The organism is uncultured Leifsonia sp., assembly GCF_945957465.1.
In the GTDB taxonomy this organism is placed as follows: domain Bacteria; phylum Actinomycetota; class Actinomycetes; order Actinomycetales; family Microbacteriaceae; genus Leifsonia.
This window is the reverse complement of sequence record NZ_CAMFLC010000035.1, coordinates 1-22980: the sequence shown is the minus strand read 5'-3', so window position 1 is coordinate 22980 and position 22980 is coordinate 1. Positions and strand designations below refer to the sequence as shown.

Below are 22980 nucleotides of genomic sequence, written 5' to 3'. Positions count from 1 at the left end.
CTAAGCCGCCAGGCTCTCCAGATATGCCCGCAGGTCGGCTGCGGACGTGTACACGTGGCCCGCGATGCCGAGTGCCCTGGCACCCTCCACGTTCTCCGCCTTGTTGTCGATGAACACGGTCTGCTCCGCGGTCACGCCGAGCTCCGCCATCACGTGCTCGAAGATCTCGGCGCCGGGCTTGACGGTTCCCAGTTCGCCGCTGACGAAGACCTGCTCGAACAGGTCGCCGAGCGTTCCATGACGGAAGTACGACCCGAAGTCGCGACCGGCGTTCGAGAGCAGTGCCAGCCGGGTCCCGCCCGCCTTCAGGTCGAGGAGCACCTGCAGGGTGTCGTGATCGATGGTCAGCCAGCTGCGGAAGTCGGCGAGCCAGAGCCGGTGGATCGTCGCGTCCTCCCAGCTCTCGCCGAGCTCGCGCTCGATGCCCGCCAGTACTGCTGGATGGTCAGCGTGCCCTGGTCGAGCGCGTTGCGATGACGCCAGTACGCCGGCCAGAACTGCTCCGCGTCCCCGCCGGCGATCCCCACCAGCGCCGTGCGGTCCGCCTCGCTCGGAGTGACCGAGATGACCTCCCCGTAATCGAAGACGATCACCTTTCCGGGGATGGAGATGCTCATCTCCTCAACCTATCGTGGGCGGTGGGAGGTGCGATGGACGACAACCGTGAGCACACGCCGGCGGGCTCCGCGGGGCCGACGGCATGGGAGGCCGGCGACGCGCGCGAATGGATCGCCGTGCCGGGGGACGGCGACGACAAGTACTCGCGCGGAGTGCTCGGCATGGTGACCGGTTCGGGCCGGTATCCCGGCGCGGCCGTGCTCGGCGCCGAGGCGGCCGCGCGCACGGGCGTCGGCATGATCCGCTACCTCGGTGCGCCGCACGCGGCGGAGGAGGTGCTGCGCCGCCGCCCTGAGATCGTCTCCGCGCCCGGCCGCGTGCAGGCCTGGCTCATCGGCTCGGGGATGTCCGCCGACGACCGCAGCGCCGACGACGCCCGTCGGCTCAGCGAGGCGCTCGACGACGGCACGCCTCTCGTGATCGATGCGGGCGCGCTGGACCTGGTCGGCCGCGCCGCCGGGCCGGTGATCATCACGCCGCACTACCGGGAGCTGGCGGTCGCGCTCGAGGCGGCCGGCGGCGACGGCCCCACCCCGGACGCGGACGAGATCCGGGCCGACCCGGCCGGATGGGCGGAGCGCGCCGCGTCGACCCTGGGCGTCACAGTCCTGCTCAAGGGCCACACCACGCACGTCGTGCCCCCCGGCGGGCGGCGCATCACCGTCACCGCCGGGCCGGCCTGGCTGGCGACGGCGGGCAGCGGTGACGTGCTCGGCGGGGTTCTCGGCGCCCTGGTCGCGACGCACGCCGACGCGGTGCGCGACGGCGGTCACGACGCGCTCACGGCGCTCGCGGCGACCGCGGCGTGGGTGCACGGCCGCGCCGGAGAGGCGGCGTCGCAGGGCGGTCCGGTCGTGGCGCTCGACGTGGCGGAGGCCGTTCCCGGTGTGATCCGGCGGCTGCTCGCCGGAAGCTGAGCGACCTCGCACACGGCCCGGCTCATGGCGGCGCTTCCCGTTCGGGCGCGTCCCCTAGGATGAGGCCCCATGGGGAGTGACGCGGCGGCGACGAGCGCGGCGAACGGCGATTCGAGTGCGGCGGGGGCAGCCGGCCCGCTGCGCGTCGCCTCCCGGTCGAACGGCGCGACGGCCATCGCCGGACTCCGCGCGGGAACCGCCCTCAGCCGAGTCGCCTCCAGCCCGCTGAGCCTGTGGATCGCGTTCCTCGCCGTCCACTTGGTCATCGGGAGCCTCGCTCTCGCCGAGGGCAAGGGCCTCGGCGACGTGATGTGGGTCTACAAGCCGTGGGCGCAGCTCGCCGCGCAGGGCACCGAGATCGTCGGGGTGAACGCCGACTGGGTGTATCCGTTCGCCGCGATCGTGCCCGTGATGCTGCCGCTGCTGTTCGGCGCGGACAACTACGTCGGCGGCTGGCTCACGATGGTCCTGCTGCTGAACGCCGCCGCGTTCGCCGTCCTGATCGTCGGCCGCGAGCCGCGGCGGCTGGTCACGGGCTGGTGGTGGCTGGCGTTCCTGCTGTTGCTCGGGCCGATCGCGGTCGGCCGGCTCGACTCGGTCTCCGCGGCCCTCGCCGTCGTCGGGGTGCTCTGGCTGACCCTCCACGAGCGCGCCGCGGTGGTGGTGCTGACGGTCGCGACCTGGATCAAGGTGTGGCCGGCAGCGATCCTCGTCGCGGCGGTCGTCGCCCTGAAGTCACGCTGGCACATCGTCACGACCGCCGCTGTCACGAGCGCCATCATCGTGGCGGTCCCACTCATCTTCGGCGCGGGTCTGCACGTGCTCAGCTTCATCACGATGCAGACTGGGCGTGGAATCCAGATCGAGGCGCCGGTGGCGACGTTCTGGATGTGGCAGGCCGCGTTCCATGTGCCGGGCGCGGTCGTGTACTACGACCGCGACCTCCTCACGTTCCAGGTGACCGGGGAGGGCACGGTGGCGGCCGGTTCGCTGATGAACCCGCTGTTCGGCCTCACCGCCATCGTGGTCGCGCTCGTCGGCATCCGCTCGGTGCGGCGCGGAACGCCCTACACGCGGATCCTGCCGGAACTGTCGCTCGCCCTGGTGACGGCGTTCATCGCCTTCAACAAGGTCGGTTCGCCGCAGTACATCACCTGGCTCGCCGCTCCGGTCATCATCGGGCTGATCTACCAGGGCCGCGGTTTCCGGATCCCCTCGATCCTCGTGCTCATCACGGCGACGCTCACCCAGGTGATCTACCCCTATCTGTACGACGGGCTGCTCGTGCCGCTGCCGATCATGGTCGCGGTCCTGACCGTGCGCAACCTGATGTACTTCGTGATCCTCGCCTGGACGATCGGCGCCCTGTGGCGCAAGCGGCATGCGGACGAGGCGGCGGACGACCTCCTGCCCGCGCACGCCTGGCCGTTCCGCGCGGCGCCCGACGCGCATCCCGTGCCGGTGCGGGAGATCGGCTGAGGGCCGCCTCTGCCCACAGGCCTCCTAGACTGGCTGGTGTGCCCGGGCATCCGGGCGCCGGGCGAAGGAGGTCGCATGCTGGTCGCATTCTCGGTGGCGCCGAGCGGGGGCGAAGGACCGGACGCATCGGTACACGACGCGGTGGCCGCGGCGGTGCGGGTCGTCCGCGACTCCGGCCTCCCGAACCGGACGTCGTCGATGTTCACAGAGATCGAGGGCGAATGGGACGAGGTGTTCGACGTCATCCGCCGCGCGACGGAGGCTGTCGGAGCCTACGGATCGCGGGTCTCGCTCGTGCTGAAGGCCGACATCCGGCCGGGATACAGCGGCGAGATCGACGGCAAGGTCGAACGCCTGGAGGCGGCGCTGGAGCGGGGCCGGGAGCAGTAGTGGACCCGGTCGCGTTCACGATCGGCTACTTCGTACTGGCGTACGGCTGGCCGATCTACCTGCCCGTGCTCGTGCTGATCGCGGGCACCCTCTTCGGCGCCGTGCTGTTCGCGGTCGTGGGGGCGATCCGCACCGGCTTCCGCCGCCCCGAGCCCGTCGACGACGACGTCGACGTCGCCGACTTCTTCGAGGCGCGCTCCCGCTGAGCCTCCCGATCCTCCGTCGAGGGGCGTCTTGACGCCCTCAAAGCAGGGTTTTACGGGCGCTAAGACGCCCCTCGGCTGCCCTTCGGCGACGGACGTGCGTCAGTCGATGGGGACGGGATCGGGGTGCTGGGCGTGGACGACGCCCGTGTCCAGGCCGCGGCGGACGCGGGAGCGGTCGATGCCGAACGACAGCAGGGCGAGCGCGATGCCCGCGACGGCGAGCACGATCCCGACCAGGATCGGGGAGAGGTAGCCGAAGCCGGCGGCGATCGTCAGGCCGCCGAGGAAGGCGCCCGAAGCGTTCGCGATGTTGAGCGCCGAGTGGTTCAGTGCGGCGGCGATGGACTGGCTGTCGTGCGCCACGTCCATCAGCCGGGTCTGGATCATCGGAGAGAGCGCCGATGCCGCACCGGCGATCACGAAGACCGAGATCAGCAGGCCGGCGAGGCTCCACGCGGTGAAGAACAGGGCGGCGAGGCCGGCGAGCATCACGCCGAAGAACAGCAGCATCCCGCGCTCGACGCCGCGATCGGCCTGCCGGCCGCCCAGGATGTTGCCGACGGTCATGCCGACTCCGATCAGGATCAGCACCAGCGGTACCGCGGATGCCGGAAGCTCGGTGACCGACGTGACCATCGGTGCGACATAGGTGTAGACCGCGAAGAAGCCGCCGAAACCGATCGCGCCGATGAGCAGCGCCAGCCAGACCTGCAGGCGCGTGAACGCCTTGAGCTCGTTGCGCAGAGTGGCCGCGGGGTCGCCGGCCTGCCACGGCACCAGGAGCGCGACGGCTGCGAAGGTCAGCGCGAAGATCGCCGCCACGACCAGGTAGGCGATGCGCCAGCCGTGGGCCTGGCCGATCCAGGTGATGAAGGGGACGCCGATCACGTTCGCGATGGTCAGGCCGGAGAGGACGAAGGCGACGCCCTGGCCGCGCTTGCCCGGGCCCATCAGCGACGCGGCGACGAGGGAGGCGATCCCGAAGTACGCGCCGTGCGGCAGTGCGGAGACGAACCGCGCCAGCAGGACGAGCTGGAAGGTGGGCGCCAAGGCCGACGCGACCGTCCCGAGCGTGAACGCCACCAGCAGCCAGAGCAGGAGCTTCTTGCGCGGCCACCGGGCCGCGAACGCGGCGATGGTCGGAGCTCCCACCACCACGCCCAGCGCGTAGGCGGAGATGATCCAGCCCGCCTGCGCGTTCGCTTCGGTGGGGGAGGCCGCGTACAGCTGCGGGAGCAGGTCGTGCGCGATGTTCGGGAGCAGGCCCATGGCGACGAACTCCGTGGAGCCGATGCCGAAGCCGCCGAGGGCGAGCGCGAGCAGCGCAAGACGAGTACGGGCCGACGACGTCTGCGTCGGCCCGTCGATGACGGGGTTCACCGAACCAGTCTATCGAATCGTTTCGACTGTGACGTTTCAACCGTATTACAGGGCGACGAAGGGTCACAAAACGCCGCAACGGAGACGGCCGCACGGCGTGTTGCGACCCCGCTACGAGCGGGTGCGGCGACCCGCGTCAGTCGTTCTGCAGCAGGATGCCGTCTTGGATGGCGCGCTTGCGCAGCGCGACCTTCGTGCCGACGTCGTAACCGGCCACGCGATACTTCTCGCGGATGCGCTTGAGATAGCTCTTGGCCGTCTCGTCGGAGATCCCGAGCTGGAACGCCACGGCCTTCACCGGCTCGCCGGCGCCGTACAGCGCCATCACGCGGCGCTCCTGGGCGCTGAGCTTCGGCGCTCCGCCGAGCTCGCCCGCGTTGAGTGCGAGATCGAGCTCCGCCGAGATGAACGACTCGCCCTTGCTCGCCGCGCGGATGGCCTCCACGATCATCTCCGCGTCCTCGCTCTTGACCAGATAGCCGAGCGCGCCGGCGGCGAGGGCCTCGCGCACCACGGCCGGCTCCGAGTAGGTGCTCATCAGGACCGTGTGCACGCCTGTGGTCTTCAGCGTCGACAGCTTCAGCGAGATCGGGATGTTGTCTTTGAGATCGAGGTCGAGGAGGACGACGTCGACGGGGAACTCGGGGTGGGTCAGCAGCTCGGGCCAGCTGGCGACGGCCGCGACCATGCGGATGTCGTCCGCGGCGCCGCGGATCCATTCGGTCAGGGCGCCGAGAAGCATCTTGTGATCGTCGACGATGGCGATTCGGATCGGGGGAGCCTCGCTCATGAGCAGCCTTTCTTCTTGCGGGTGGTCGACTGGGTCAGGTCAGCTCGGCCGTTGTGTCGCTCACGGTGGTGATCTCGATGCGGAGCGCCGAATCGGAGTACGACTCGGCGTGGCGTCCCACCTTACGGATAGCTTGCCACGCCGCAGGGTCTACCCCGTTTCGCGGCACACCGGTGGTCGTGATCACGATTGTCATTGTGGCACCGGTCGCGACCGCCGATCCCGTCGCCACCTGCGGCTCGGCGGCGCGCTCGATGTCGAGGCTCAGCGTGCGTGCCTGGCCGGCGCCCGCCCGCACCGGGTCGCTGATCAGCAGCCACACCGCGGTGAGCAGCCCGTCGCGCTGGTCGCGCGTGAGCCCCGCGGCCAGACCGTCCGGATCGGTCAAGGTGACCGTCGGGCCGAGCAGCGCCGACTCCGTCACCGCGTGGTACAGCCAGGTCTCCTTGCGGCCCTGGATGAGGTGCAGCCGCAACTCGGTGGCGATACTGGCGGCCGCGTCGGCGGTGGCCTCGTCGAGCGGAAGCGCGGTGCGACCGGTCGCGACGCCGTCGAGCAGTCGCTCGGCGGCCAGGTCGAGGCGGGCGAGCTCCTCGGAGGCCATCATGCCGACAGCGTAGCCGGGCGACGACACGGTGCTCTGCACCTGGACGAGGTCGAGCTCCAGCTGCACGAGGGTGCGGAGCGAGCGCACGATCTGCATGCCGATCAGGGGAGGCGCGACCGCGATGGCGACCGTGGCGATGCCGGGACCGAGCATCTGCAGGTTGCCTATCGAACGGAACACGAGGACTCCCGCGAGGACGACCCCGAGCGCCACGCTCGCGATGACGACGTCACGGCCGGGCCGCACCGGCACGCACAGCAGCAGGGCGGGACCGACCGCCGCCGCGGCCGTGAGCGGGACCCACGACGTCGGCGCCGCCGTGCCCGCGATGTCGAGCGCCACCGTGCCCGCCCAGAGCACCAAGGCGACGGCGAACAGCCAGTTCGGCAGGAGATCGGGCAGCCGGAACCGCAGTACCAGGGCCGTGATCAGGGTGACGAGCAGCACCCCCCAGGCGGCCAGGCTCAGGAGGAGCGCGGGGTAGGCCGGTGCGGTGATCAGCAGGATGGCGAAGAGGAAGGCGATGAGCGCGACGGACACGACGTTGAAGCCGAGGTCGAGACGCGCGCGGCCGAGCGCGTCACGCTCCTGCCGCCCGCGCGGCAACGCGGTGGGGCCGGCTCCTCCGGCGCGGCGGGAGCCGGGCAGTCCGCGCGACATCGGGATGGTGCGGTCGTCCGGGGTCATTTGGGCACCTCCAGCACCACGGTCGTCCCGCTGCCGGGCGACGAGAACAGCCGGGCGTTGCCGCCGACATCGCGGAGGCGTGCGACGATCGACTCGGTGTAGCCCAGGCGGCCCTCCTCGATGCTCCCCACATCGAAGCCTTTGCCGGCGTCGGTGACCATCGCGCGCACCGTCGTCTCGTCGTCGGTGATCGTGACGTGCGCCTCGTTGACCCCCGAGTGCCTGCGCACGTTCTCGAGGCACTCGCCGAGCGCGAGAAGGAACGAGTCGAGGACGTCGCTCGGCAGCAGCACCTGGCCGGCTCCGTGCCAGTTGACTTCGAGTCCCATCCGCCGGAAGCGCTGCTTCACGGATTCCAGCGTGTTGCCCAGGGTGGACTCCTCCACCGGCTTGAGCCGGTAATCGCCCGAGCGGGTCGGGTCGGGCGTGAAGCCGAGGCGCAATTGGCGCAGCAGGGCCGCATCCTCCGCCGCCTGCTCGCGCAGAGCACCGACGCCGACGCCGACGCCGGAGTGGGCCAGGAGCGTGAGGGTGGCGAGCACCGTGTCGTGCAGCAGCCGGGCGCCCTGGCGCCGCCGCGCCTCCGTCTCGCTCGCCTGGCGCTCGACGCGGTACGCGCGGCTCATGGTGGAGATGCGCTTCAGCGCGCGCGGCACGGTGCGAGCGAGCCACACACCCGTGGCGGTGAGGGCCACCCAGCCGGCGACGATGAAGATCAGGACCTCGAGAAGGTGTGAACCGGTGAGGACGAGGGTGGCGACGCTCGCGCAGAGGGTCACGGCGCCCGCGACCACCGCCAGCAGCGTGCGGCGCCGGGATGTCGGCGCGAGCAGCGACACGCAGGCGACACCGACGGCACCGACGACACCGACGGTGGTGACCGCCGACGGCTCCAAGCGCTCCTTCGGCAGCAGGTTGAGCAGGATGATTCCGGCCCCCGCGACGACGATCACGTTCATCCACACGGTCAGGCGGACGAGCGCGGCGAGCTGGAACTGGGCGACACCCATGCAGGCGAGCAGGACGAGAGACGCCAGGTAGAGAGGCGGCGGGAGGGTGCCGGGGACGCTGAGCGTCAGCAACGCGGTCGCAGTGGCGGTGAGACCGACGGCGCGGGCGGTGGTGGCGAGAAGCCGATCACGCTCCTTCTGGATGCGCGACATGCCTCTCCGTTCCCCTCAGGCCGCGAACAGCCTCCTCAGCTGCTCGGTGATCGCATCGTCCTCGATCAGGAACGCGTCGTGGCCGAAGTCGGATCGGATCACCACCGGAACTCTACCGTCGATCGTCGCCGGGAGGTGGGAGGCGATGAGCTGCTGTCCCTCCACCGGGAACAGCCGGTCGCTGTCGATGCCGACGACGAGGGTGCGGGCGGTGACGCGGGCGAGCGCGGCCGCCAGGCCGCCGCGTCCGCGACCGACGTCGTGCGAGTTCATCGCCTCCACCAGGGTCAGGTAGCTGTTCGCGTCGAAGCGACGCGTGAACTTGTTGCCGTGGAAGTCGAGGTACGACTCGACGGCGAACCGGCCGCCGCCGCCGAGGGGACTGATCCCGCTCTGCCAGGCGCGCTCGAACCGCTCGTTCAGCTCGGATGGGCTGCGATAGTTGAGGAGCGCCATCCGCCGTGCCAGCGCCAGGCCGCGGTGCGGGCCCTCGCCGTCCTTCTCGTCGTAGTAGTGGCCGCCGTGGAAGAGCGGGTCGGTGCGCACCGCCTCGATCTGCACCGAGTTCAGGGCGATCTGGTCGGCGGTGGAGAACGGCGGAGCGGCGATCACAGCCAGACGCTCGACCCGGTCGGGGAAGGTCACAGCCCACTCCAGCGCCTGCATGCCGCCCATCGACCCGCCGATGACCGCGGCCCAGCGCCCCACGCCGATCGCGTCGGCGAACGCGGCCTGGGCATTGACCTGGTCGCGGATGGTGGTGAACGGGAACCGCGGTCCCCACTCGGCGCCGTCGGGTGCGATCGACGCCGGCCCGGTGGTCCCCTGGCAGCCCCCGAGCATGTTGGGGGCCACCACGAACCAGCGGTCGGTGTCGATCGCCTTGCCCGGCCCGATCACGCCCTGCCACCAGCCGGCCGTGGGATGCCCGGCACCGGACGCGCCGACGGCGTGGCTGTCGCCGGTCAGCGCGTGCAGCACCAGGACGGCGTTGTCGGCGTCAGGCGACAGCTCGCCCCAGGTCTCGTAGGCGACGCGCACGAACGGGACGCTCTCGCCGCTCTCGAACGCGAACGCTCCGATGCCCGCGAACCGTCGCGAGCCCGCGGGGTCCGACTCCTTCCACGCCCCGCTCGCGGGCGGCTTGCCCAGCAGCGATCGTGCCTGAGCCTCCGTGATGAAGCTCGAGGGTGCCGTGTCCGCCGAGGTCTGCCACTCCATGGGTTCATTCTCCCGGAGCGACGAGGCGGTCGGTGCAGTGTTACGGAGCCGACTAGGACGTGCGATGGTCCGGGCGCGAATGGTCGTCGTCCGTCCCGCCCTGCGGGTGCTCGTGCTCCCGCGACCGCCGCTCGCGCGCCTGCTGCGTCTGCTCGCTGAGGTAGCTCACGATCGTCGCGCTCGCGGTCCCCACGATCGCGATGCCGCCGATCATCAGGACGATGGCCAGCAGCCGCCCGGTCACGGTCACCGGGTAGTAGTCGCCGTAGCCGACGGTCGCCATCGTCACGCAGGCCCACCAGAGAGAGTCGCCGAACGAACGGATGTTCGACCCGGGAGCGTAGCGCTCTACCTGGTAGACCGCCAGGGAGATGACGTAGATGAACATCAACACGAACGTTCCCGCGATGATCACGACCCTGCGGCGCAGATGGCTGCCGGAGTTTCCGCGCAGGCTCGGGAGGCGGAAGAGGTCAGCGATGAGCCGGAACGGCCGGGCGAGCGGTATCAGCACCGACAGCAGGTCGATGACGTTGTGGCGGATGAAGTCGCGCTTGTCCTCCGCGAGCCGGAGCCGCACGACGTAGTCGAGCAGGAAGGCCACCCAGATGAGCGCCAGCACCCAGACGAGCAGGCGGTACAGGGCGTCCGGCATCGCCGGCTCCAGGACGGTCCAGGAGTAGACGACGAGGAAGGCCACGCTCGCGACGAGACCCGGCCACACCGTGGCCGCCTCCCACCTCCTGCGCTTCGCGTCGTCCGCCATGTCGGCCGTCGTCAGTCGCGGACCCGCAGAGGGCCCTTGGCGAAACGGTACGACGCGGCCTGCGCGACCGGCTTCACCACGATCAGATCGAGGTCGACGTGACGCGGCAGTTCGAGTGCGTGGACGATCGTCTCCGCGATGTCCTCCGCCGTCAGAGGCTCGGGAACGTCCTCGTAGACCGCGTCGCGCCGCTCCTGGTCGCCGTCGAAGCGGACAAGCGAGAACTCCTCGGTGGCCACCATCCCGGGCGCCACCTCGACCACGCGGATGGGCTCGCCGTTCAGCTCGAGGCGCAGCACCTCCGTGAGCGCGTGCTCGGCGAACTTGGCGGCGTTGTAGCCCCCGCCGCCCGCATACGCGGCATGGCCGGCGATCGACGTGATGTTCAGGATGTCGGCGTGGCCGGACTCCCGCGCGCCGTCGCGCAGCAGCGGCAGCAGGGCGCTGATCACGCGCTTGGTGCCGATGACGTTGATCTCGTACATCCACACCCAGTCGTCGACGCTGGAGGCCTCCACCGAGTCGAGACCTTTCGCACCGCCCGCGTTGTTGACGAGCGCGTGCACCGGCCCCGTGGCGGCGAGGTGGTCGCGCAGCGCGTCGACGTCCTCCTGACGGGTCAGGTCGGCGGCGAACACGTCGGCACCGGTCTCGGCGGCGAGCCGGTCGAGGCGATCCTGGCGGCGGGCGACGCCCACGACCTCCCAGCCCCGCCGACGGAACAGGCGGACCGTCGCCGCACCGATCCCCGAACTCGCTCCCGTCACGACCACGCGTCTGCTCATGCTGCTTATTCTCTCGGGTTACGGCATGTTTCGGCAGCGTTGCCCGCGCGCGGCCGCGAGCCTAACGTGTTATCGACCACCGAACGGTGCCCCACCCGAGCAAGGAGCGAAAGCCATGACCGACGCCGCAGACTGGCAGTTCGAGACCAAGCAGATCCACAGCGGCGCGGCGCCCGATCCGGTGACCAACGCCCGCGCCACGCCGATCTACCAGACCACGTCCTACGTGTTCAACAATGCAGAGCACGCCAAGAACCTGTTCGCGCTCGCCGAGTTCGGCAACATCTACACGCGCATCCAGAACCCGACCCAGGCCGTCGTCGAGGAGCGGGTCGCCGCGCTCGAAGGGGGCACCGGCGCCCTCCTCGTCGCCTCGGGCCAGGCGGCCGAGACGTTCGCCGTGCTGAACATCGCGCAGGCGGGCGACCACATCGTGTCGTCGAGTTCCATCTACGGCGGCACGTACAACCTGTTCAAGTACACCCTCGCCAAGCTGGGCATCGAGACCACGTTCGTCGAGAACCAGGACGATGCCGAGGAGTGGCGTCGCGCGGTGCGCCCGAACACCAAGCTGTTCTTCGCCGAGACCATCGGCAACCCCAAGATCAACATCCTCGACATCGAGCTCGTCGCCGGCGTGGCCCACGAGGCGGGCGTGCCCCTGATCGTGGACAACACGATCGCGACGCCGTACCTGATCCGCCCGTTCGAGCACGGCGCCGACATCATCGTGCACTCGGCCACCAAGTTCCTGGGCGGCCACGGCACGGTCATCGGCGGCGTCGTCGTGGACGGCGGGACGTTCGAGTGGTCGAAGAACGCGGAGAAGTTCCCCGGCCTGACCCAGCCGGACCCGTCGTACCACGGCGCGGTCTACACCGCCGCGGTCGGCGACGGCCTGGCCTACATCATCAAGGCGCGCGTGCAACTGCTGCGCGACCTCGGCTCGGCGATCGCGCCGGCCAGCGCCTGGCAGCTCATCCAGGGCATCGAGACCCTGTCGCTGCGGGTGGAGCGCCACACGCAGAACGCGCAGGAGATCGCGGAGTTCCTGGAGGCGCACCCCGACGTCGCCTCGGTCAACTACTCGGGTCTGCCGACGAGCCCGTGGTACGCGGCCGCCAACAAGTACGCCCCGAAGGGTGTCGGCGCGGTGCTCTCCTTCGAGCTGAAGGGCGGCGTCGACGCCGGCGCCGCGCTCGTCGACAGCCTGAAGCTGTTCAGCCACCTGGCGAACATCGGCGACGTGCGCAGCCTGGTCATCCACCCGGCCTCGACGACGCACTCCCAGCTGACCCCGGAGCAGCAGCTCACGGCGGGCGTCACGCCCGGCCTGGTGCGGCTCTCGGTCGGGCTCGAGAACATCGACGACCTGAAGGCCGACCTCTCGCAGGGCCTCGCCGCGGCCCGCGCCGTCGTGGAGGCCGCCCGCGTCTGACGGCATCTTCGCCGAGGGGCACGTCGTTGTCGCTTTTCCGCCAGGAGAGTGACGACGACGTGCCCCTCGGTGTGTCAGTGCGGTGTGTTCGCGAGGGCGACGCAGGCGCGGAGGAGGGCGATGGCCTGGCGGGCGTCGGCAGTCGTGAAGTCCTGACGCTCGCCGGCGCGGTCGCGCACGGCCCGGTCGAGCAGTTCGGCGTGCTCCGGCCAGCGCTCGGCCGCGCTGCGGGCGGCCGCGGTCTTGGAGAGGATGCGACCCGACTCCATCGTCTCGACCAGCCGGATCGGGCCGAGGGCCAGCCAGCGGACGGTCTCCGACCGCACCGGGTCGGCCGGCTCCCTGCCGGCCAGCTCGGCCTCCGCGCTGTCGCCGACGGGCTCCCAGTAGTCGACGAGGTCGGCGCGCGAGTGCGCGACGATCCCGGTGGCCGAACCGGGGTGGCGGTCGGCGACCGGCGTCCAGATGACGTCTCCGCCGTCGGCGATGCCCTGCACGCCGTCCTCCAGCTCGCGCCACGTCACCCAGCTCAGCCGGCCACCCGCCAGCGCCGAGACCAGCACGCCCTCGACCACCTGCGGGGCCGTCTGCACCGACTCGGGCCCGCGCGCGATCTCCGACTCCGTCAGGTAGACGCCGTCGATGTGGGGCGTCGACTCCGCGTGCAGGGCCGCGAGGGCCGGCAGGTCGTCTTTCGGGTCGCGTGTGACGACGAACACCACGTCGATGTCGCTGACGCCGTCGTGCCAGTCGTCGGTCGCCGCCGAACCGGTGACGACGGCGCGACTGACCAGCCCGGGGGCGATGCGTCGCTGTTCGAGGAGGAAGCGGGTGAGTGCCTCGCCGACTTGCGGCGGTAGTGGAGCGTCCATGGTTCCCCCTGTCTCGTCCGGTCAGACGGTCGGCGCCTCCGCGTCGGCGAATGCCAGGCGCGGCACGAAGAAGAGGAGCACTGCGGCGACGAGCGCGCCGAGGCCGCAGATGGTCCACACCAGCATGTAGCCGAACAGGCTCGCCGCCGTCGCGGTGACCGTCGCGGCGCCGGTCAGCAGCACCACCCCGAAGACGGCCGACGCGAACGAGCCGCCGATCGTCTTGGTGGTGTTGGTCATCGCGGTGGCGACGCCGGTCTGCCCGTGCGGGGCCGCGGCCGCCGCGGCCGCGGGCAGTGCGCCGACGAGCGCGCCCGAGCCGATGCCCGCGATGGCCATGTTGGCGAACACCTGCCAGGTCTGCAGGTGGAACGGGAGGAACAGCAGGTAGCCGATCGCGACCAGGAAAGCCGCGACGATGAGCGTCACGCGCGGGCTCAGCCACGAGGACACGACGGGGAACAGCACGGCGCCGACGATCATCGAGATCAGGTAGGCGCCGATCAGGATGCTGCGCTGGCCGGCGCTGAGGCCCAGCCCGTATCCGTTGACCGGATCGGTGCCGGCGTAGGTGCTCAGCGGCGCCTGGGCTCCGAGCAGGCTGATCCCGATCAGGCCGGCGGTGAGCTGGACGGGCCACATGTTCGGGCGCCGCATCACGCGCAGGTCGATGGCAGGATCGGCCTGCTTGAGCTCCCAGCGCCCGAACGGGATGAACGCGAGCACGCCGAGCACGATGAGCGCCCACACCCACCAGGTGCCGACGTCGTCGATGCGGAGGAACGTCAGGCCGGAGGTGATGAGCAGCAGGGCCAGCGTCAGGAGTGTGAAGCCGACGCCGTCGAGGGTGCGGCCGCGCACCGGCTCGGACTCCGGCACGCCGAACAGGATGGCGAAGAACACGAGGGTCACGGCTGCGGCGGGCACCATGAGCGTGACGGCGACGTTCTGTCCCAGAGCGTCGAACAGCAGGCCGGCCCCGATCGCGCCGACGATGGCGCCGGCCTCCAGTGCCACCACCAGCAGGCCTGCGGCGCGGCGGGTGCGGGACGCCGCGGTGCCCGTGCGGCGGCCGCGGTCGAAGATGAGCGCGATCTCCAGCGGCAGCCAGACGACGTAGAACCCTTGCAGAGCGAAGGCGATGAGGTAGGTCGTGAAGTCGTGCGAGAAGGCGAGAGCCCAGCTCGCGAGTGCCGTGAGCACCGTCGCCACCAGCAGGATCCGCTTGTGGCCGAACATGTCGCCCAGCTTGGCGAGCACCGGCACGACCAGCGCCGAGAGCAGGAGCTGCGCGGCCTCGAACCAGTTGTAGTCGGCGTCGTGGATGCCCAAGTGCTTCACGATGTCGGAGATCAGCGGCACGTAGTAGCCCTGCAGGATGCCGCTGGTGAGTTCGACCAGCGCGAGCCAGCCGATGAGGGCCGCCGTCGCGCCGATCGCGGTGGTCGCCCGGCGTTGCGCGACCGTCTTCTCCGATGTCATGCGCGGATGCTAACACCTGCTGTGCCCTTGTACGGTAGATGCGTGGCCAGCGAACTCGACGATTCAGGGACAGGCGTTCTCGCGGAGACCGAGCGGGAGGTCCTGGGCTGGCTCGAGTTCGGCGAAGCGTCCCGTCATCTCGCCGGGGAGGTCGTCGAATCCGGCTTCGAACCCGACATGGTCGTGGCCATCGCCCGCGGCGGCCTGCTGCTCGCCGGCGCCACCTCCTACGCCCTCGGCATCAAGGCGTGCGGCGCGCTCAACGTCGAGTTCTACACCGGTGTCGACTCGCGCCTCCCCGAGCCCGTGGTGCTGCCGCCGATGCTCGACTCCGCCGCCCTGGAGGCGAAGAAGGTCCTGCTCGTGGACGATGTCTCCGACTCCGGCCGCACGCTGGCCCTCGTCGTGGACCTGATCGCGGCATCCGGCGCCGACGTGCGCACCGTGTGCCTCTACTCCAAGCCGCGCACCGTGCTGGAGCCGGACTTCGTGTGGCGCCGCACCGACCGCTGGATCACGTTCCCCTGGTCGGCGCTGCCGCCCGTGACCGCGGCCACGCACTGACCGCTGTGGCGCGGAGACCCTGATGGCGAAGACGCTCGCCGAGCTGGCCGCCGACGGCTCCATGGATCCGGGCTGGGCCGACGCCCTCGCACCCGTGGCCGACCGGATCGCCGCGATGGGCGACTTCCTGCGCGCGGAGGTCGCGGCCGGACGACCCTACCTGCCGTCGGGGGACAACGTCCTGCGGGCGTTCCGCGCGCCGCTCTCCGATGTGCGCGTCCTCATCGTCGGGCAGGACCCGTACCCGACGCCCGGGCATCCGATCGGGCTGTCGTTCGCGGTGGAACGACACGTGCGGCCGATCCCGCGCAGCCTCCAGAACATCTACCGCGAGCTGCGCGACGACCTCGGCGTGGTGCCGCCCCCGCACGGCGACCTGAGCGCGTGGTCGCGGCACGGTGTGATGCTCCTGAACCGGGTGCTCACCGTGCGTCCCGGCGCCCCCGCGTCCCATCGTGGGGCCGGCTGGGAGCCGATCACCGAGCACGCCATCCGCTGCCTCGTCGCGCGCGGTCGACCGTTCGTCAGCATCCTCTGGGGGAGGGACGCCTCAACCCTCAAGCCGATGCTCGACGGCAACCCGGTGATCGAGTCGCCGCACCCGAGCCCGTTGTCGGCCTCCCGCGGGTTCTTCGGCTCGCGTCCGTTCTCGCGCAGCAACGCGCTGCTCGAGCAGCTCGGCGAAAAGCCCGTGGACTGGTCGCTGGAGCCGTAACCCCGCCGAAACGCTGCGCGACGTACCCTTGTCATGCACGTCAGGAGGTCGCAGTGCTGGAAGAGGAATACGAGACGCGCCGGGTGCTCCCGCGCCATCTGCGCAAGCCGGAGCCGGAGGAGGCGCCCTTCGAGTACACCGTGCGGGAAGCCCGGCCGGAAGACCTGCCGCACGTGCGCGAGATCTACAACCACTATGTCGCCAACAGCACCGTCACCTTCGACGAGGACGCCATGACGCTGAAAGAGTGGAAGGACAAGTTCGGCTACCTCCGCAAGCTGGGGATGCCGTTCATCGTCGCGGAGTCGTCCACCGGCCAGATCCTCGGCTACGCGCTGGTCACCCCGTGGAAGCAGAAGCGGGCCTACCGTTACACGGTGGAGAACTCCATCTACCTGGGCGCCGCGTCCACCGGCAAGGGCCTGGGGCCCGTGCTCATGCAGGAGCTCATCGAACGCTCCAAAGCGGCCGGGCTCAAAGAGATGATCGCGGTGATCGCCGACAAGGGCGCGGAGGCCTCGATCAAGATGCACGAGAACTTCGGCTTCACCGAGATCGGCCGCATGGGACGCGTCGGCTACAAGTTCGAGCGGTGGCTCGGCACGGTGCTGATGCAGAAGTCGCTCAAGTAACGGTTCGATCTCGCGGGCCGTGCCGGTATATCCCCGTGGTGTGCGGATCGCCATCCGTGATGCTCACCAGGCGAAGCCGAGGTGAAGTCGAGCCGCCAGGCGTGTCACTTCACACCCGAGGTCTGTAATATCACTTCGGTGACTTCTCGACCGCCCACCGGCTCCCGAATCGAGTCGTCGACGCTGCGGTTCCGCCGCCAGTTCCTCGTGACCCCGCGGGTGGTCGAGCTGCCGGGTTGGCAGCACGTGCGCGTGCACGGCCACAACGTGTACGCGCATCCGGAACTCGGACTGACTGTCCACCGTTCTGGTACAGGTATCACGCTGTTGCTCCTTGGATTCGCGATCGATCCCGACCATCCCGAGCACGACGACGCGGCGGTGCTCGAGCAGCTGGCGGCCGACCGCGAGACCTCCGGCGAGCAGCCGACGATCGACCGTCTCTCGGGGCGTTTCGTGCTGTTCGTCTTCGATGGAGCGGAAATCCAGGTGCAGACCGACGCCAGTGGGGCGCGCGCGGTCGAGTACACCTGGACCGGAGACGAGTTCCACGCGGCCTCCCAGTCGTTCCTCCTCGCCGAGGCCGTGCCATTGAGCGAGTCCGGTCGGCGTGCTGAGTTCGCCGTGTCGCGGCACACCCAGCTCGATCGGGAGGCCTTCCTTCCCGCCGATGTGACCCTTTTCGACAACGTGCATCGGCTCATTCCGAACCACCGCCTCGATGTGACCGCGCGGCGCCAGGTCCGCATCTGGCCCGTCGAGCCGCTGGTGGCGAGGTCGCTCACGGAGGCCGCCGGTCTCGCCGCGCGGCAGCTCTCGGCCGCGCTCGAGGGCGCGTCCTTCCGTTTCCCTCTCAGTGTGCCGCTGACGGCGGGATACGATTCGCGCGCGCTCCTGGCTGCGATGCCCCGATCGCGCCGCTCGCGACTCTTTGTCTACACGCTGCTCTACCGGCATCTGGGGCGTCTCTCCGCCGATGCCCACATCGCGTCCCGTGTCGCCCGGCGAGCGGGACTGCAGCACCATCTCGTCGACTGCCGGAGGCTCCCTGACGACGACTGGCGCCAGGTCTACACCGGCAACAGTCCGCTCGCGCACTACGACGACTGGGGGATCATCGCGCACGGAATGCTGCGTGGGCTTCCGGCCCGGCACGTGGCACTCAAAGGAAACGCGAGCGAGATCGTCCGCACCTTCTACTGGCGCGACGGCGCTGCTCCACCCACGCGTGAGGCGGCGGACGTCCTGGCTCTGCACTCCGGCTGGTCCGAGCTGCCCTTCGTCGTCGACGCCGTGGGGGCCTGGTTCCACGCGACGACGCCGATCGCCCGCGCGTGCGGGGTCGCGATCGACGACCTCTTCTATTGGGAGCACCGCTGCGGGTCGTGGCAGGCGCAGAGCCTGCTGGAGTGGGACATCGCGCAGGAGGCGTTCATGCCGTTCGGCAACCGCCGCCTGCTGGCGCTGCTGCTCGGGGTCCCGGCGCGAGAGCGCGCGGACCACGGCCAGGCCCTGCTGCTCGAGATCATGCGTGCCTCCGACGCCGACGTGCTCCAGCCTCCGTTCAACCCGAGCGGCGGGGGGTATCGGGCCATCGACCTGGTGCTGAAGGCGCGACACCGTGCGCGGCGCGGGCTGCGCCGACTTCGAGCAGCCTGACCCACCGGTTGCCCGTCGGACGCTCGCCGACACAGGCTCCGCCACTGCTGACGCTGAGCGCGCTGCGCGGCTAGGCTCGCCGTGTGACCACCGCCAGCCCCGACACCGGCCGGGTCGCCTCCGCCGCTGCGGCGACGCCCGCGAACCTCCCGCTGCGCAAGCGCCCGTTCGACATCTTCTTCGTCGTGATGTTCTCGCTGTTCAGCCTCACCTGCATCATCAGCGACGCCATCCCGACGCTCGGCATCCCGCAGACCGCGACGACGACCAACATCCTCGCCCAGTGGAACTACACGTACTCGTCGCAGTACGACCCGCTCTACATGCACGAACCGCTGTGGCTGCGGTTCATCACGGGCACGAGTGCTTTCGTCTACCTGCCGTTCTACATCCTGTTGATCGTCTGCCTGGTCAAAGGGTTCAACTGGATCCAGCTGTTCTGCGTGATCTACGCGACGATGATCATCAGCCTGACGGCGATCCCGATCTTCGGCGTCGAGTTCTTCGGTCCGGTGGGGGAGCGGACCCCGAACCCGGTCGTGTTCCTGCTCTACAACGGCCCGTACGTGCTGGTGCCGCTGCTGCTGCTCATCCGGATGCGCAAACCCATGCCGTTCACCAGGAGGTTCTGAGATGCCGCTGCTGGAAGACCTGTCCGTGTATGAGGACGGCGACGTGTTCTCCGTCTACGACCACTCCTTCGAAGACGAGGACGCGGCGCCCGATCGTGGGCGCCCGCTCGGGACGATCACGGTCACGCCCGACGGCGACTATGTGCCGGAAGGGGTCGGCGCGATCTTCCCGTGGGTCCAGCCGGCGCGGACGATCGACGACGCGCTGGCGGCGTTCGTCGGCTGACCGGCCCGTCTGCGCGGCCCGGGATCAGGACGCGGGGTGACGCCCGCCGAGTTCCAGGAGCCCCACGCCGCCGATCAGCAGCACCAGGCCGAGGATCTGTACCCAGGTCAGCGACTCCTTGAAGAAGACCCACGAGATCACCGCGATCACGGCGACCCCGACCGCCGACCAGATCGCGTAGGCGACGCCGAGCGGCACGCCGCGCGAGAGCGACTGCGACAGCGCGAAGAACGACGCGAGGTAGCCGACCACGACGATGACGAACGCCCACCATTTGGGGTTGTCGCCGGAGGTGAACTTGAGGAACGTCGTCGCGACGACCTCCGTCGCGATCGCGACGCCGAGGAAGATGTAACCCAGCACGGCCCTACGGTAACGATCGGGGAGGACAGCGGATGGACGACACAGCGCCGGTACGGCAGTTGCGCATCGTGGTGGAGGCGGAGGACTACGACGACGCGCTCGCCTTCTTCCGCGACGTGCTCGGGCTTCCCGAGCAGGCGAGCTACGCCGGCGACGGCGGTGCGCAGGTCGCCATCCTCGACGCGGGCCGGGCGACACTCGAGCTCGCGAACCCGTCCCAGAAGGCGATGATCGACGAGGTGGAGGTCGGCCGCCCGGTCGCTCCGCGCATCCGGCTGGCCTTCGAAGTCGGGGACGGACGCGCGGTGACCGCGCGACTGGTGGAGGCCGGCGCCGAGCTGATCGCGCCGCCGACGCGCACGCCGTGGAACTCGCTGAACTCGCGGTTGGCTACGCCCGGCGACCTGCAGGTGACGGTGTTCCAGGAACTGGATTGAGGTCCGCTATGGGTTTGCCGAGTGTCCCGGCCCGGCCGTTCGCGAGCACGTAGCCTGAGATCGACGACATCGTCGGACGGCCCGCGTGGCGGGTCGGCCGAGTGAGGCCGATGGCACAAATCGTGGCCGGGAGCGGGGCTCCCGGCCACGTCCATGTCCATGTCGTACGTGCGCGGGTGCATTACGATATCTCTGTGGGGGAGTTGCGATATCCCTTCGGCAGAAATGCATAAGGAGATTCAGTATGGCACGCCGGTCACGAGGCGCGATCCGAAGGCCGATGCTCGCCCGAATCGTCTCAGCGACCCTGCTGGTCGCGGCGCTGGCCGGCGGATTCCTGGTCGTGAACAACGACATCACGCAGCGTGGCGCGGTGTACAACCCGTCCGTAGCTCTGGTCAACGAAGACCTTCCCGCCGAGTTCAACGCGAAGGCGTACACGTTCGGCGCGAACTTCGTCGACCGGGTCTCGAAGGACTCGGAGTACAACTGGACGGTGCTCTCGCGGCCGATCGCCGAGAAGGCGTACAAGGACGGGTCCGTCGACGCGGTCATCTACCTGCCGCAGTCGTTCTCGCACGACATCCTCACGCTCCACGAACTTGATCCGACGAAGGCGACCGTCGAGTACAGGCTGCGGCCGCAGCTGGACGATCAGTCGGACCGCGTCCTGAAGAGCAGGATCGTCGACATCGTGCACGGCTTCAATCAGAGCGTCGTCACGATGTACTACGCCTCCGTCGCTGACAACATCGCGCAAGCCGACAGCTACATGCACGCCGCGCTGGGCAACCAGGAGGCGCTCATCGCGGCCCTGACGTCGGACGTGGAGCAGCCGTTCTCGGCCACGAAACCGAGTTTCGAGAGCTTCGTGTCCAGCGCCACCGGCCTCAAAGACGTGAGCGCCGCAACGGTCGACGCCCAGAATTCGTTCACGGATTCGGTCATCGACACGCTCGCCCGCACCAGCGAGCTCTTCGGGGCGAAGCTTCCCGAGATCGATGAGTACGCGAGCCGGCAGAGGGATATCGCGCAGATCAACGCGACCAACGGCAGCACTCGGATCGCCGATCAGGCCGCTTCCGATCGGGACTTCTACGGCAGTCAGTTCGATGCGTTGAGAACGAACGCGCTGTGCAAGCTGAGCGGGGTGGACGCCGCCGAGGACGCCGAGCCCTGCACAAGTCCGGACGGCACCGTTCCGCCTCATCTCGCCGGGCGGCTCCAGGAGTTGCGACAGTCGATCGCCGACTACACGACGGCATACACCGGGCCGGTCACCGAGCTGCAGTTCGCCGTCCTCCTGATACGAAACTCCCTCACGACCAGCATCGCGAACTTGGAAGCCCTCGTTGCGATCCTGGAGCCCCTGGCCCAGCCGACCGATCCGACCGAACCGACTGAACCGACCCACCCTGCCGACCCCGCTGCCCCGGTCATCGATCCGGCCGTGCTGCAGACCCTGCGGGAGGACATAGCGGCCCTCAAGGCTGCGCGGATCGCGCTGCGTGCAGACAACCTCCCCGCCCCGAATTTCGACTCGAATCTGACCGACCTCGACGCGTGGTACGCCGACATGCTGGCGACGGTCAAGGATTCCGAGCTCACGTCCAGCCCGGTCGGCAGTCTCGACGTCACCGACTGGAGCGATTACGACCCCGACGCGGTCGGACTGTACGTCGACAACAGCGGCGGACTGCACCGGAGCATCACCGACCTGGTGAACCAGACCGCCGCGACCGGCAACAGGATCGCCGACGGCAAGCTGACCGTCCCCGACAACCGCTCCCAGTTCGACGCGCTCCTCAGCAACGCCCTCACTACGTTCACCCGCTCCGAGAGCGTACGCACCGGGGTCAACGGCCTGCTCTCCACCGGAAGCGCGGGCCTGGGCAAGAACCAGCAGTTCTACCGGAACTTCTCATCCGTGCTGGCCAACACGAGAACGCAGGGCGTGGACACCGGCAAGATCCACGACTTCTTCTCCGCCCCGATCGCCGCCACGGACATCAGCACGCAGCGGCCTGCAGCCCCGAGCACCTTCGACCCGAAATGGATCATCGTCTTCGGGTGCGGCCTACTCGCGGGCGTGTTCGGCGCCGTGCTCAGCCGCGGGCTCCGCAGGAACAAGGCCGGCTGACGTCGACCGTCGCCGATTCCGGCCCGATCAGCCATCCGCCCGTTGTGCGAGGGCTTGAGTGTCGATGGGGCGGCGGCGCGGGCGCGGTGAAAGGGCACGGAACTGGCAGGCGGTCCGGTGGCTTGGTGGACATGCGAGCTGTTCACGCATCTTGGTCGCCAACGAGAGAGCTAGTCTGTTCTCGTCGCCGCGGGCATTCCCGTTCACGAGGTCTTTTCACGCGCACTATTCCCACACCATGAAGTGGGGTTTGCCTTCCAGGTCGAGCGCTGACGCTCGGAGTTCTTCGGGGGTCAGGGCGACATAGTGCGAGAACTCGACAAGGTCTGTGTCGCTGCCGCGGCGGATGGTGCTTTCGTCGCGGTGGTGAAGTTCGTATCTGGGTCCGGCGGCTTTCGTGATCGTGTACCCGGGTGCGACCTTGTCGATGGTGACCGGGATCGGCACGATCAGCAGCATCGGAAGGCGACTGCGCTCACGCACTCTGTAGCAGAAGGAGTAGGTGAGGTATTTGTCCATGTCGGCCAGCAGGGGGTGGCGAAGACGAGACTTTCAGCCTGTGCGCGTTCAGCCTTGGTGAGCAGGAGGCCGTTGTTGTCGAGGGTCAGCGTGTACCGGAACTCACCACCGGGAATGCTGTCGAGGAACCACGACATCCCGTCCGCCGCCCGCCCGAGAGCGTAACCGCTGGAGGTGACGATATCGCGGAGCCGCTCGATCATCGCGTCCACATCAGCACTCGTGATATTCATTTGGCTGTCCCGCGTCAAGTAGTTGGCAGGGTTTCTTCGATTTCGAAGTTGGGGATGGT

At 69.4% G+C, this 22980-nt stretch carries 27 protein-coding genes; 13 read left to right on the top strand and 14 right to left on the bottom strand.

What is annotated here, in order from left to right; all coding sequences use genetic code 11:
• Together Q0Q23_RS14685 and Q0Q23_RS14680 are read right to left on the bottom strand one after the other, a co-directional pair.
• Entirely contained in the window at positions 1–348 is a 348-nt protein-coding gene (locus tag Q0Q23_RS14685) for an HAD-IA family hydrolase (RefSeq protein ID WP_295125511.1), read from the bottom strand.
• Entirely contained in the window at positions 345–617 is a 273-nt protein-coding gene (locus tag Q0Q23_RS14680) for a hypothetical protein (protein WP_295125486.1), read from the bottom strand. The genes Q0Q23_RS14685 and Q0Q23_RS14680 overlap by 4 nt, the downstream gene beginning before the upstream one ends.
• 33 nt (positions 618–650) lie before the next feature.
• Here Q0Q23_RS14680 and Q0Q23_RS14675 point away from each other — a divergent pair, with 33 nt between their 5' ends.
• From Q0Q23_RS14675 to Q0Q23_RS14660, 4 genes are all read left to right on the top strand, one after another.
• Positions 651–1535, top strand: coding sequence for an ADP/ATP-dependent (S)-NAD(P)H-hydrate dehydratase (locus Q0Q23_RS14675; RefSeq protein ID WP_295125483.1), 885 nt, complete (start codon positions 651–653; stop codon positions 1533–1535).
• A gap of 69 nt (positions 1536–1604) precedes the next feature.
• Complete coding sequence (locus Q0Q23_RS14670) at positions 1605–3014, top strand: hypothetical protein (protein ID WP_295125481.1); 1410 nt, start codon at positions 1605–1607, stop codon at positions 3012–3014.
• A gap of 75 nt (positions 3015–3089) precedes the next feature.
• On the top strand, positions 3090–3404 hold the full coding sequence (locus Q0Q23_RS14665; RefSeq protein ID WP_295125478.1) for a thiamine-binding protein: 315 nt from the start codon (positions 3090–3092) through the stop codon (positions 3402–3404).
• The gene (locus Q0Q23_RS14660) at positions 3404–3610 is read left to right on the top strand and encodes a hypothetical protein (RefSeq protein WP_295125475.1); all 207 of its coding nucleotides are present in this window, start codon (positions 3404–3406) and stop codon (positions 3608–3610) included. The genes Q0Q23_RS14665 and Q0Q23_RS14660 overlap by 1 nt, the downstream gene beginning before the upstream one ends.
• Positions 3611–3709: 99 nt before the next feature.
• Here the strand turns inward: Q0Q23_RS14660 and Q0Q23_RS14655 are convergent, their stop codons facing one another.
• The 7 genes from Q0Q23_RS14655 to Q0Q23_RS14625 form a co-directional block, all read right to left on the bottom strand.
• On the bottom strand, positions 3710–4990 hold the full coding sequence (locus Q0Q23_RS14655; RefSeq protein ID WP_295125472.1) for an MFS transporter: 1281 nt from the start codon (positions 4988–4990) through the stop codon (positions 3710–3712).
• Positions 4991–5126: 136 nt separating this feature from the next.
• On the bottom strand, positions 5127–5780 hold the full coding sequence (locus tag Q0Q23_RS14650) for a response regulator transcription factor (RefSeq protein WP_295125469.1): 654 nt from the start codon (positions 5778–5780) through the stop codon (positions 5127–5129).
• Between the two features lie 34 nt (positions 5781–5814).
• Positions 5815–7074: a hypothetical protein gene (locus Q0Q23_RS14645; protein ID WP_295125466.1), complete on the bottom strand. Its 1260-nt coding sequence runs from the start codon at positions 7072–7074 to the stop codon at positions 5815–5817.
• The gene (locus Q0Q23_RS14640; RefSeq protein ID WP_295125463.1) at positions 7071–8237 is read right to left on the bottom strand and encodes a sensor histidine kinase; all 1167 of its coding nucleotides are present in this window, start codon (positions 8235–8237) and stop codon (positions 7071–7073) included. Before Q0Q23_RS14640 ends, Q0Q23_RS14645 begins: the two co-directional genes overlap by 4 nt.
• 15 nt (positions 8238–8252) lie before the next feature.
• Positions 8253–9458: a homoserine O-acetyltransferase gene (locus tag Q0Q23_RS14635; protein ID WP_295125460.1), complete on the bottom strand. Its 1206-nt coding sequence runs from the start codon at positions 9456–9458 to the stop codon at positions 8253–8255.
• A gap of 52 nt (positions 9459–9510) precedes the next feature.
• Complete coding sequence (locus Q0Q23_RS14630) at positions 9511–10224, bottom strand: potassium channel family protein (protein ID WP_295125457.1); 714 nt, start codon at positions 10222–10224, stop codon at positions 9511–9513.
• Positions 10225–10235: 11 nt separating this feature from the next.
• On the bottom strand, positions 10236–11009 hold the full coding sequence (locus Q0Q23_RS14625; protein ID WP_295125454.1) for an SDR family oxidoreductase: 774 nt from the start codon (positions 11007–11009) through the stop codon (positions 10236–10238).
• Between the two features lie 115 nt (positions 11010–11124).
• Between Q0Q23_RS14625 and Q0Q23_RS14620 the strand changes: the two genes are divergently transcribed.
• Entirely contained in the window at positions 11125–12447 is a 1323-nt protein-coding gene (locus Q0Q23_RS14620) for a bifunctional o-acetylhomoserine/o-acetylserine sulfhydrylase (RefSeq protein ID WP_295125451.1), read from the top strand.
• Between the two features lie 74 nt (positions 12448–12521).
• Here the strand turns inward: Q0Q23_RS14620 and Q0Q23_RS14615 are convergent, their stop codons facing one another.
• Together Q0Q23_RS14615 and Q0Q23_RS14610 are read right to left on the bottom strand one after the other, a co-directional pair.
• Complete coding sequence (locus Q0Q23_RS14615) at positions 12522–13319, bottom strand: nucleotidyltransferase domain-containing protein (protein WP_295125448.1); 798 nt, start codon at positions 13317–13319, stop codon at positions 12522–12524.
• Between the two features lie 21 nt (positions 13320–13340).
• Positions 13341–14801: an MFS transporter gene (locus tag Q0Q23_RS14610; RefSeq protein WP_295125445.1), complete on the bottom strand. Its 1461-nt coding sequence runs from the start codon at positions 14799–14801 to the stop codon at positions 13341–13343.
• A gap of 42 nt (positions 14802–14843) precedes the next feature.
• Here Q0Q23_RS14610 and Q0Q23_RS14605 point away from each other — a divergent pair, with 42 nt between their 5' ends.
• The 6 genes from Q0Q23_RS14605 (at position 14844) to Q0Q23_RS14580 (ending at position 19229) form a co-directional block, all read left to right on the top strand.
• Positions 14844–15365: a phosphoribosyltransferase gene (locus Q0Q23_RS14605; protein ID WP_295125442.1), complete on the top strand. Its 522-nt coding sequence runs from the start codon at positions 14844–14846 to the stop codon at positions 15363–15365.
• 22 nt (positions 15366–15387) lie between these two features.
• Positions 15388–16080, top strand: coding sequence for a uracil-DNA glycosylase (locus tag Q0Q23_RS14600; protein ID WP_295125439.1), 693 nt, complete (start codon positions 15388–15390; stop codon positions 16078–16080).
• A gap of 53 nt (positions 16081–16133) precedes the next feature.
• A complete protein-coding gene (locus Q0Q23_RS14595) occupies positions 16134–16712 on the top strand; it encodes a GNAT family N-acetyltransferase (RefSeq protein WP_295125436.1) in 579 nt (192 codons plus the stop codon).
• 138 nt (positions 16713–16850) lie between these two features.
• Positions 16851–18371: a hypothetical protein gene (locus Q0Q23_RS14590; RefSeq protein ID WP_295125434.1), complete on the top strand. Its 1521-nt coding sequence runs from the start codon at positions 16851–16853 to the stop codon at positions 18369–18371.
• Between the two features lie 83 nt (positions 18372–18454).
• Positions 18455–19003: a DUF2781 domain-containing protein gene (locus Q0Q23_RS14585; protein ID WP_295125431.1), complete on the top strand. Its 549-nt coding sequence runs from the start codon at positions 18455–18457 to the stop codon at positions 19001–19003.
• Between the two features lies 1 nt (position 19004).
• On the top strand, positions 19005–19229 hold the full coding sequence (locus Q0Q23_RS14580; RefSeq protein ID WP_295125428.1) for a hypothetical protein: 225 nt from the start codon (positions 19005–19007) through the stop codon (positions 19227–19229).
• 24 nt (positions 19230–19253) lie between these two features.
• On the opposite strand, the gene Q0Q23_RS14575 is transcribed toward Q0Q23_RS14580, so the two are convergent.
• Complete coding sequence (locus Q0Q23_RS14575) at positions 19254–19592, bottom strand: multidrug efflux SMR transporter (protein WP_295125425.1); 339 nt, start codon at positions 19590–19592, stop codon at positions 19254–19256.
• 32 nt (positions 19593–19624) lie between these two features.
• On the opposite strand from Q0Q23_RS14575, the gene Q0Q23_RS14570 reads away from it, so the two are divergent.
• Together Q0Q23_RS14570 and Q0Q23_RS14565 are read left to right on the top strand one after the other, a co-directional pair.
• Positions 19625–20029: a VOC family protein gene (locus Q0Q23_RS14570; RefSeq protein ID WP_295125422.1), complete on the top strand. Its 405-nt coding sequence runs from the start codon at positions 19625–19627 to the stop codon at positions 20027–20029.
• A gap of 280 nt (positions 20030–20309) precedes the next feature.
• On the top strand, positions 20310–22169 hold the full coding sequence (locus tag Q0Q23_RS14565; protein WP_295125419.1) for a hypothetical protein: 1860 nt from the start codon (positions 20310–20312) through the stop codon (positions 22167–22169).
• A 225-nt stretch (positions 22170–22394) separates the two neighbouring features.
• Here the strand turns inward: Q0Q23_RS14565 and Q0Q23_RS14560 are convergent, their stop codons facing one another.
• Positions 22395–22688 (bottom strand): Imm61 family immunity protein, encoded by a 294-nt coding sequence (locus tag Q0Q23_RS14560; RefSeq protein ID WP_295125416.1) that lies wholly within the window; start codon positions 22686–22688, stop codon positions 22395–22397.
• Positions 22619–22980: hypothetical protein (locus tag Q0Q23_RS14555; protein WP_295125517.1), on the bottom strand; the 362-nt coding region annotated here is incomplete at its 5' end. The genes Q0Q23_RS14560 and Q0Q23_RS14555, both read right to left, overlap by 70 nt.

Coding starts and splice junctions, on each gene's coding strand:
- Q0Q23_RS14680 (WP_295125486.1), bottom strand. CDS start 617: ATGAGCATCTCCATCCCCGGAAAGGTGATCGTCTTCGATTACGGGGAG.
- Q0Q23_RS14675 (WP_295125483.1), top strand. CDS start 651: ATGGACGACAACCGTGAGCACACGCCGGCGGGCTCCGCGGGGCCGACG.
- Q0Q23_RS14670 (WP_295125481.1), top strand. CDS start 1,605: ATGGGGAGTGACGCGGCGGCGACGAGCGCGGCGAACGGCGATTCGAGT.
- Q0Q23_RS14665 (WP_295125478.1), top strand. CDS start 3,090: ATGCTGGTCGCATTCTCGGTGGCGCCGAGCGGGGGCGAAGGACCGGAC.
- Q0Q23_RS14650 (WP_295125469.1), bottom strand. CDS start 5,780: ATGAGCGAGGCTCCCCCGATCCGAATCGCCATCGTCGACGATCACAAG.
- Q0Q23_RS14645 (WP_295125466.1), bottom strand. CDS start 7,074: ATGACCCCGGACGACCGCACCATCCCGATGTCGCGCGGACTGCCCGGC.
- Q0Q23_RS14640 (WP_295125463.1), bottom strand. CDS start 8,237: ATGTCGCGCATCCAGAAGGAGCGTGATCGGCTTCTCGCCACCACCGCC.
- Q0Q23_RS14635 (WP_295125460.1), bottom strand. CDS start 9,458: ATGGAGTGGCAGACCTCGGCGGACACGGCACCCTCGAGCTTCATCACG.
- Q0Q23_RS14630 (WP_295125457.1), bottom strand. CDS start 10,224: ATGGCGGACGACGCGAAGCGCAGGAGGTGGGAGGCGGCCACGGTGTGG.
- Q0Q23_RS14625 (WP_295125454.1), bottom strand. CDS start 11,009: ATGAGCAGACGCGTGGTCGTGACGGGAGCGAGTTCGGGGATCGGTGCG.
- Q0Q23_RS14620 (WP_295125451.1), top strand. CDS start 11,125: ATGACCGACGCCGCAGACTGGCAGTTCGAGACCAAGCAGATCCACAGC.
- Q0Q23_RS14615 (WP_295125448.1), bottom strand. CDS start 13,319: ATGGACGCTCCACTACCGCCGCAAGTCGGCGAGGCACTCACCCGCTTC.
- Q0Q23_RS14610 (WP_295125445.1), bottom strand. CDS start 14,801: ATGACATCGGAGAAGACGGTCGCGCAACGCCGGGCGACCACCGCGATC.
- Q0Q23_RS14600 (WP_295125439.1), top strand. CDS start 15,388: ATGGCGAAGACGCTCGCCGAGCTGGCCGCCGACGGCTCCATGGATCCG.
- Q0Q23_RS14580 (WP_295125428.1), top strand. CDS start 19,005: ATGCCGCTGCTGGAAGACCTGTCCGTGTATGAGGACGGCGACGTGTTC.
- Q0Q23_RS14570 (WP_295125422.1), top strand. CDS start 19,625: ATGGACGACACAGCGCCGGTACGGCAGTTGCGCATCGTGGTGGAGGCG.
- Q0Q23_RS14565 (WP_295125419.1), top strand. CDS start 20,310: ATGCTCGCCCGAATCGTCTCAGCGACCCTGCTGGTCGCGGCGCTGGCC.
- Q0Q23_RS14560 (WP_295125416.1), bottom strand. CDS start 22,688: ATGGACAAATACCTCACCTACTCCTTCTGCTACAGAGTGCGTGAGCGC.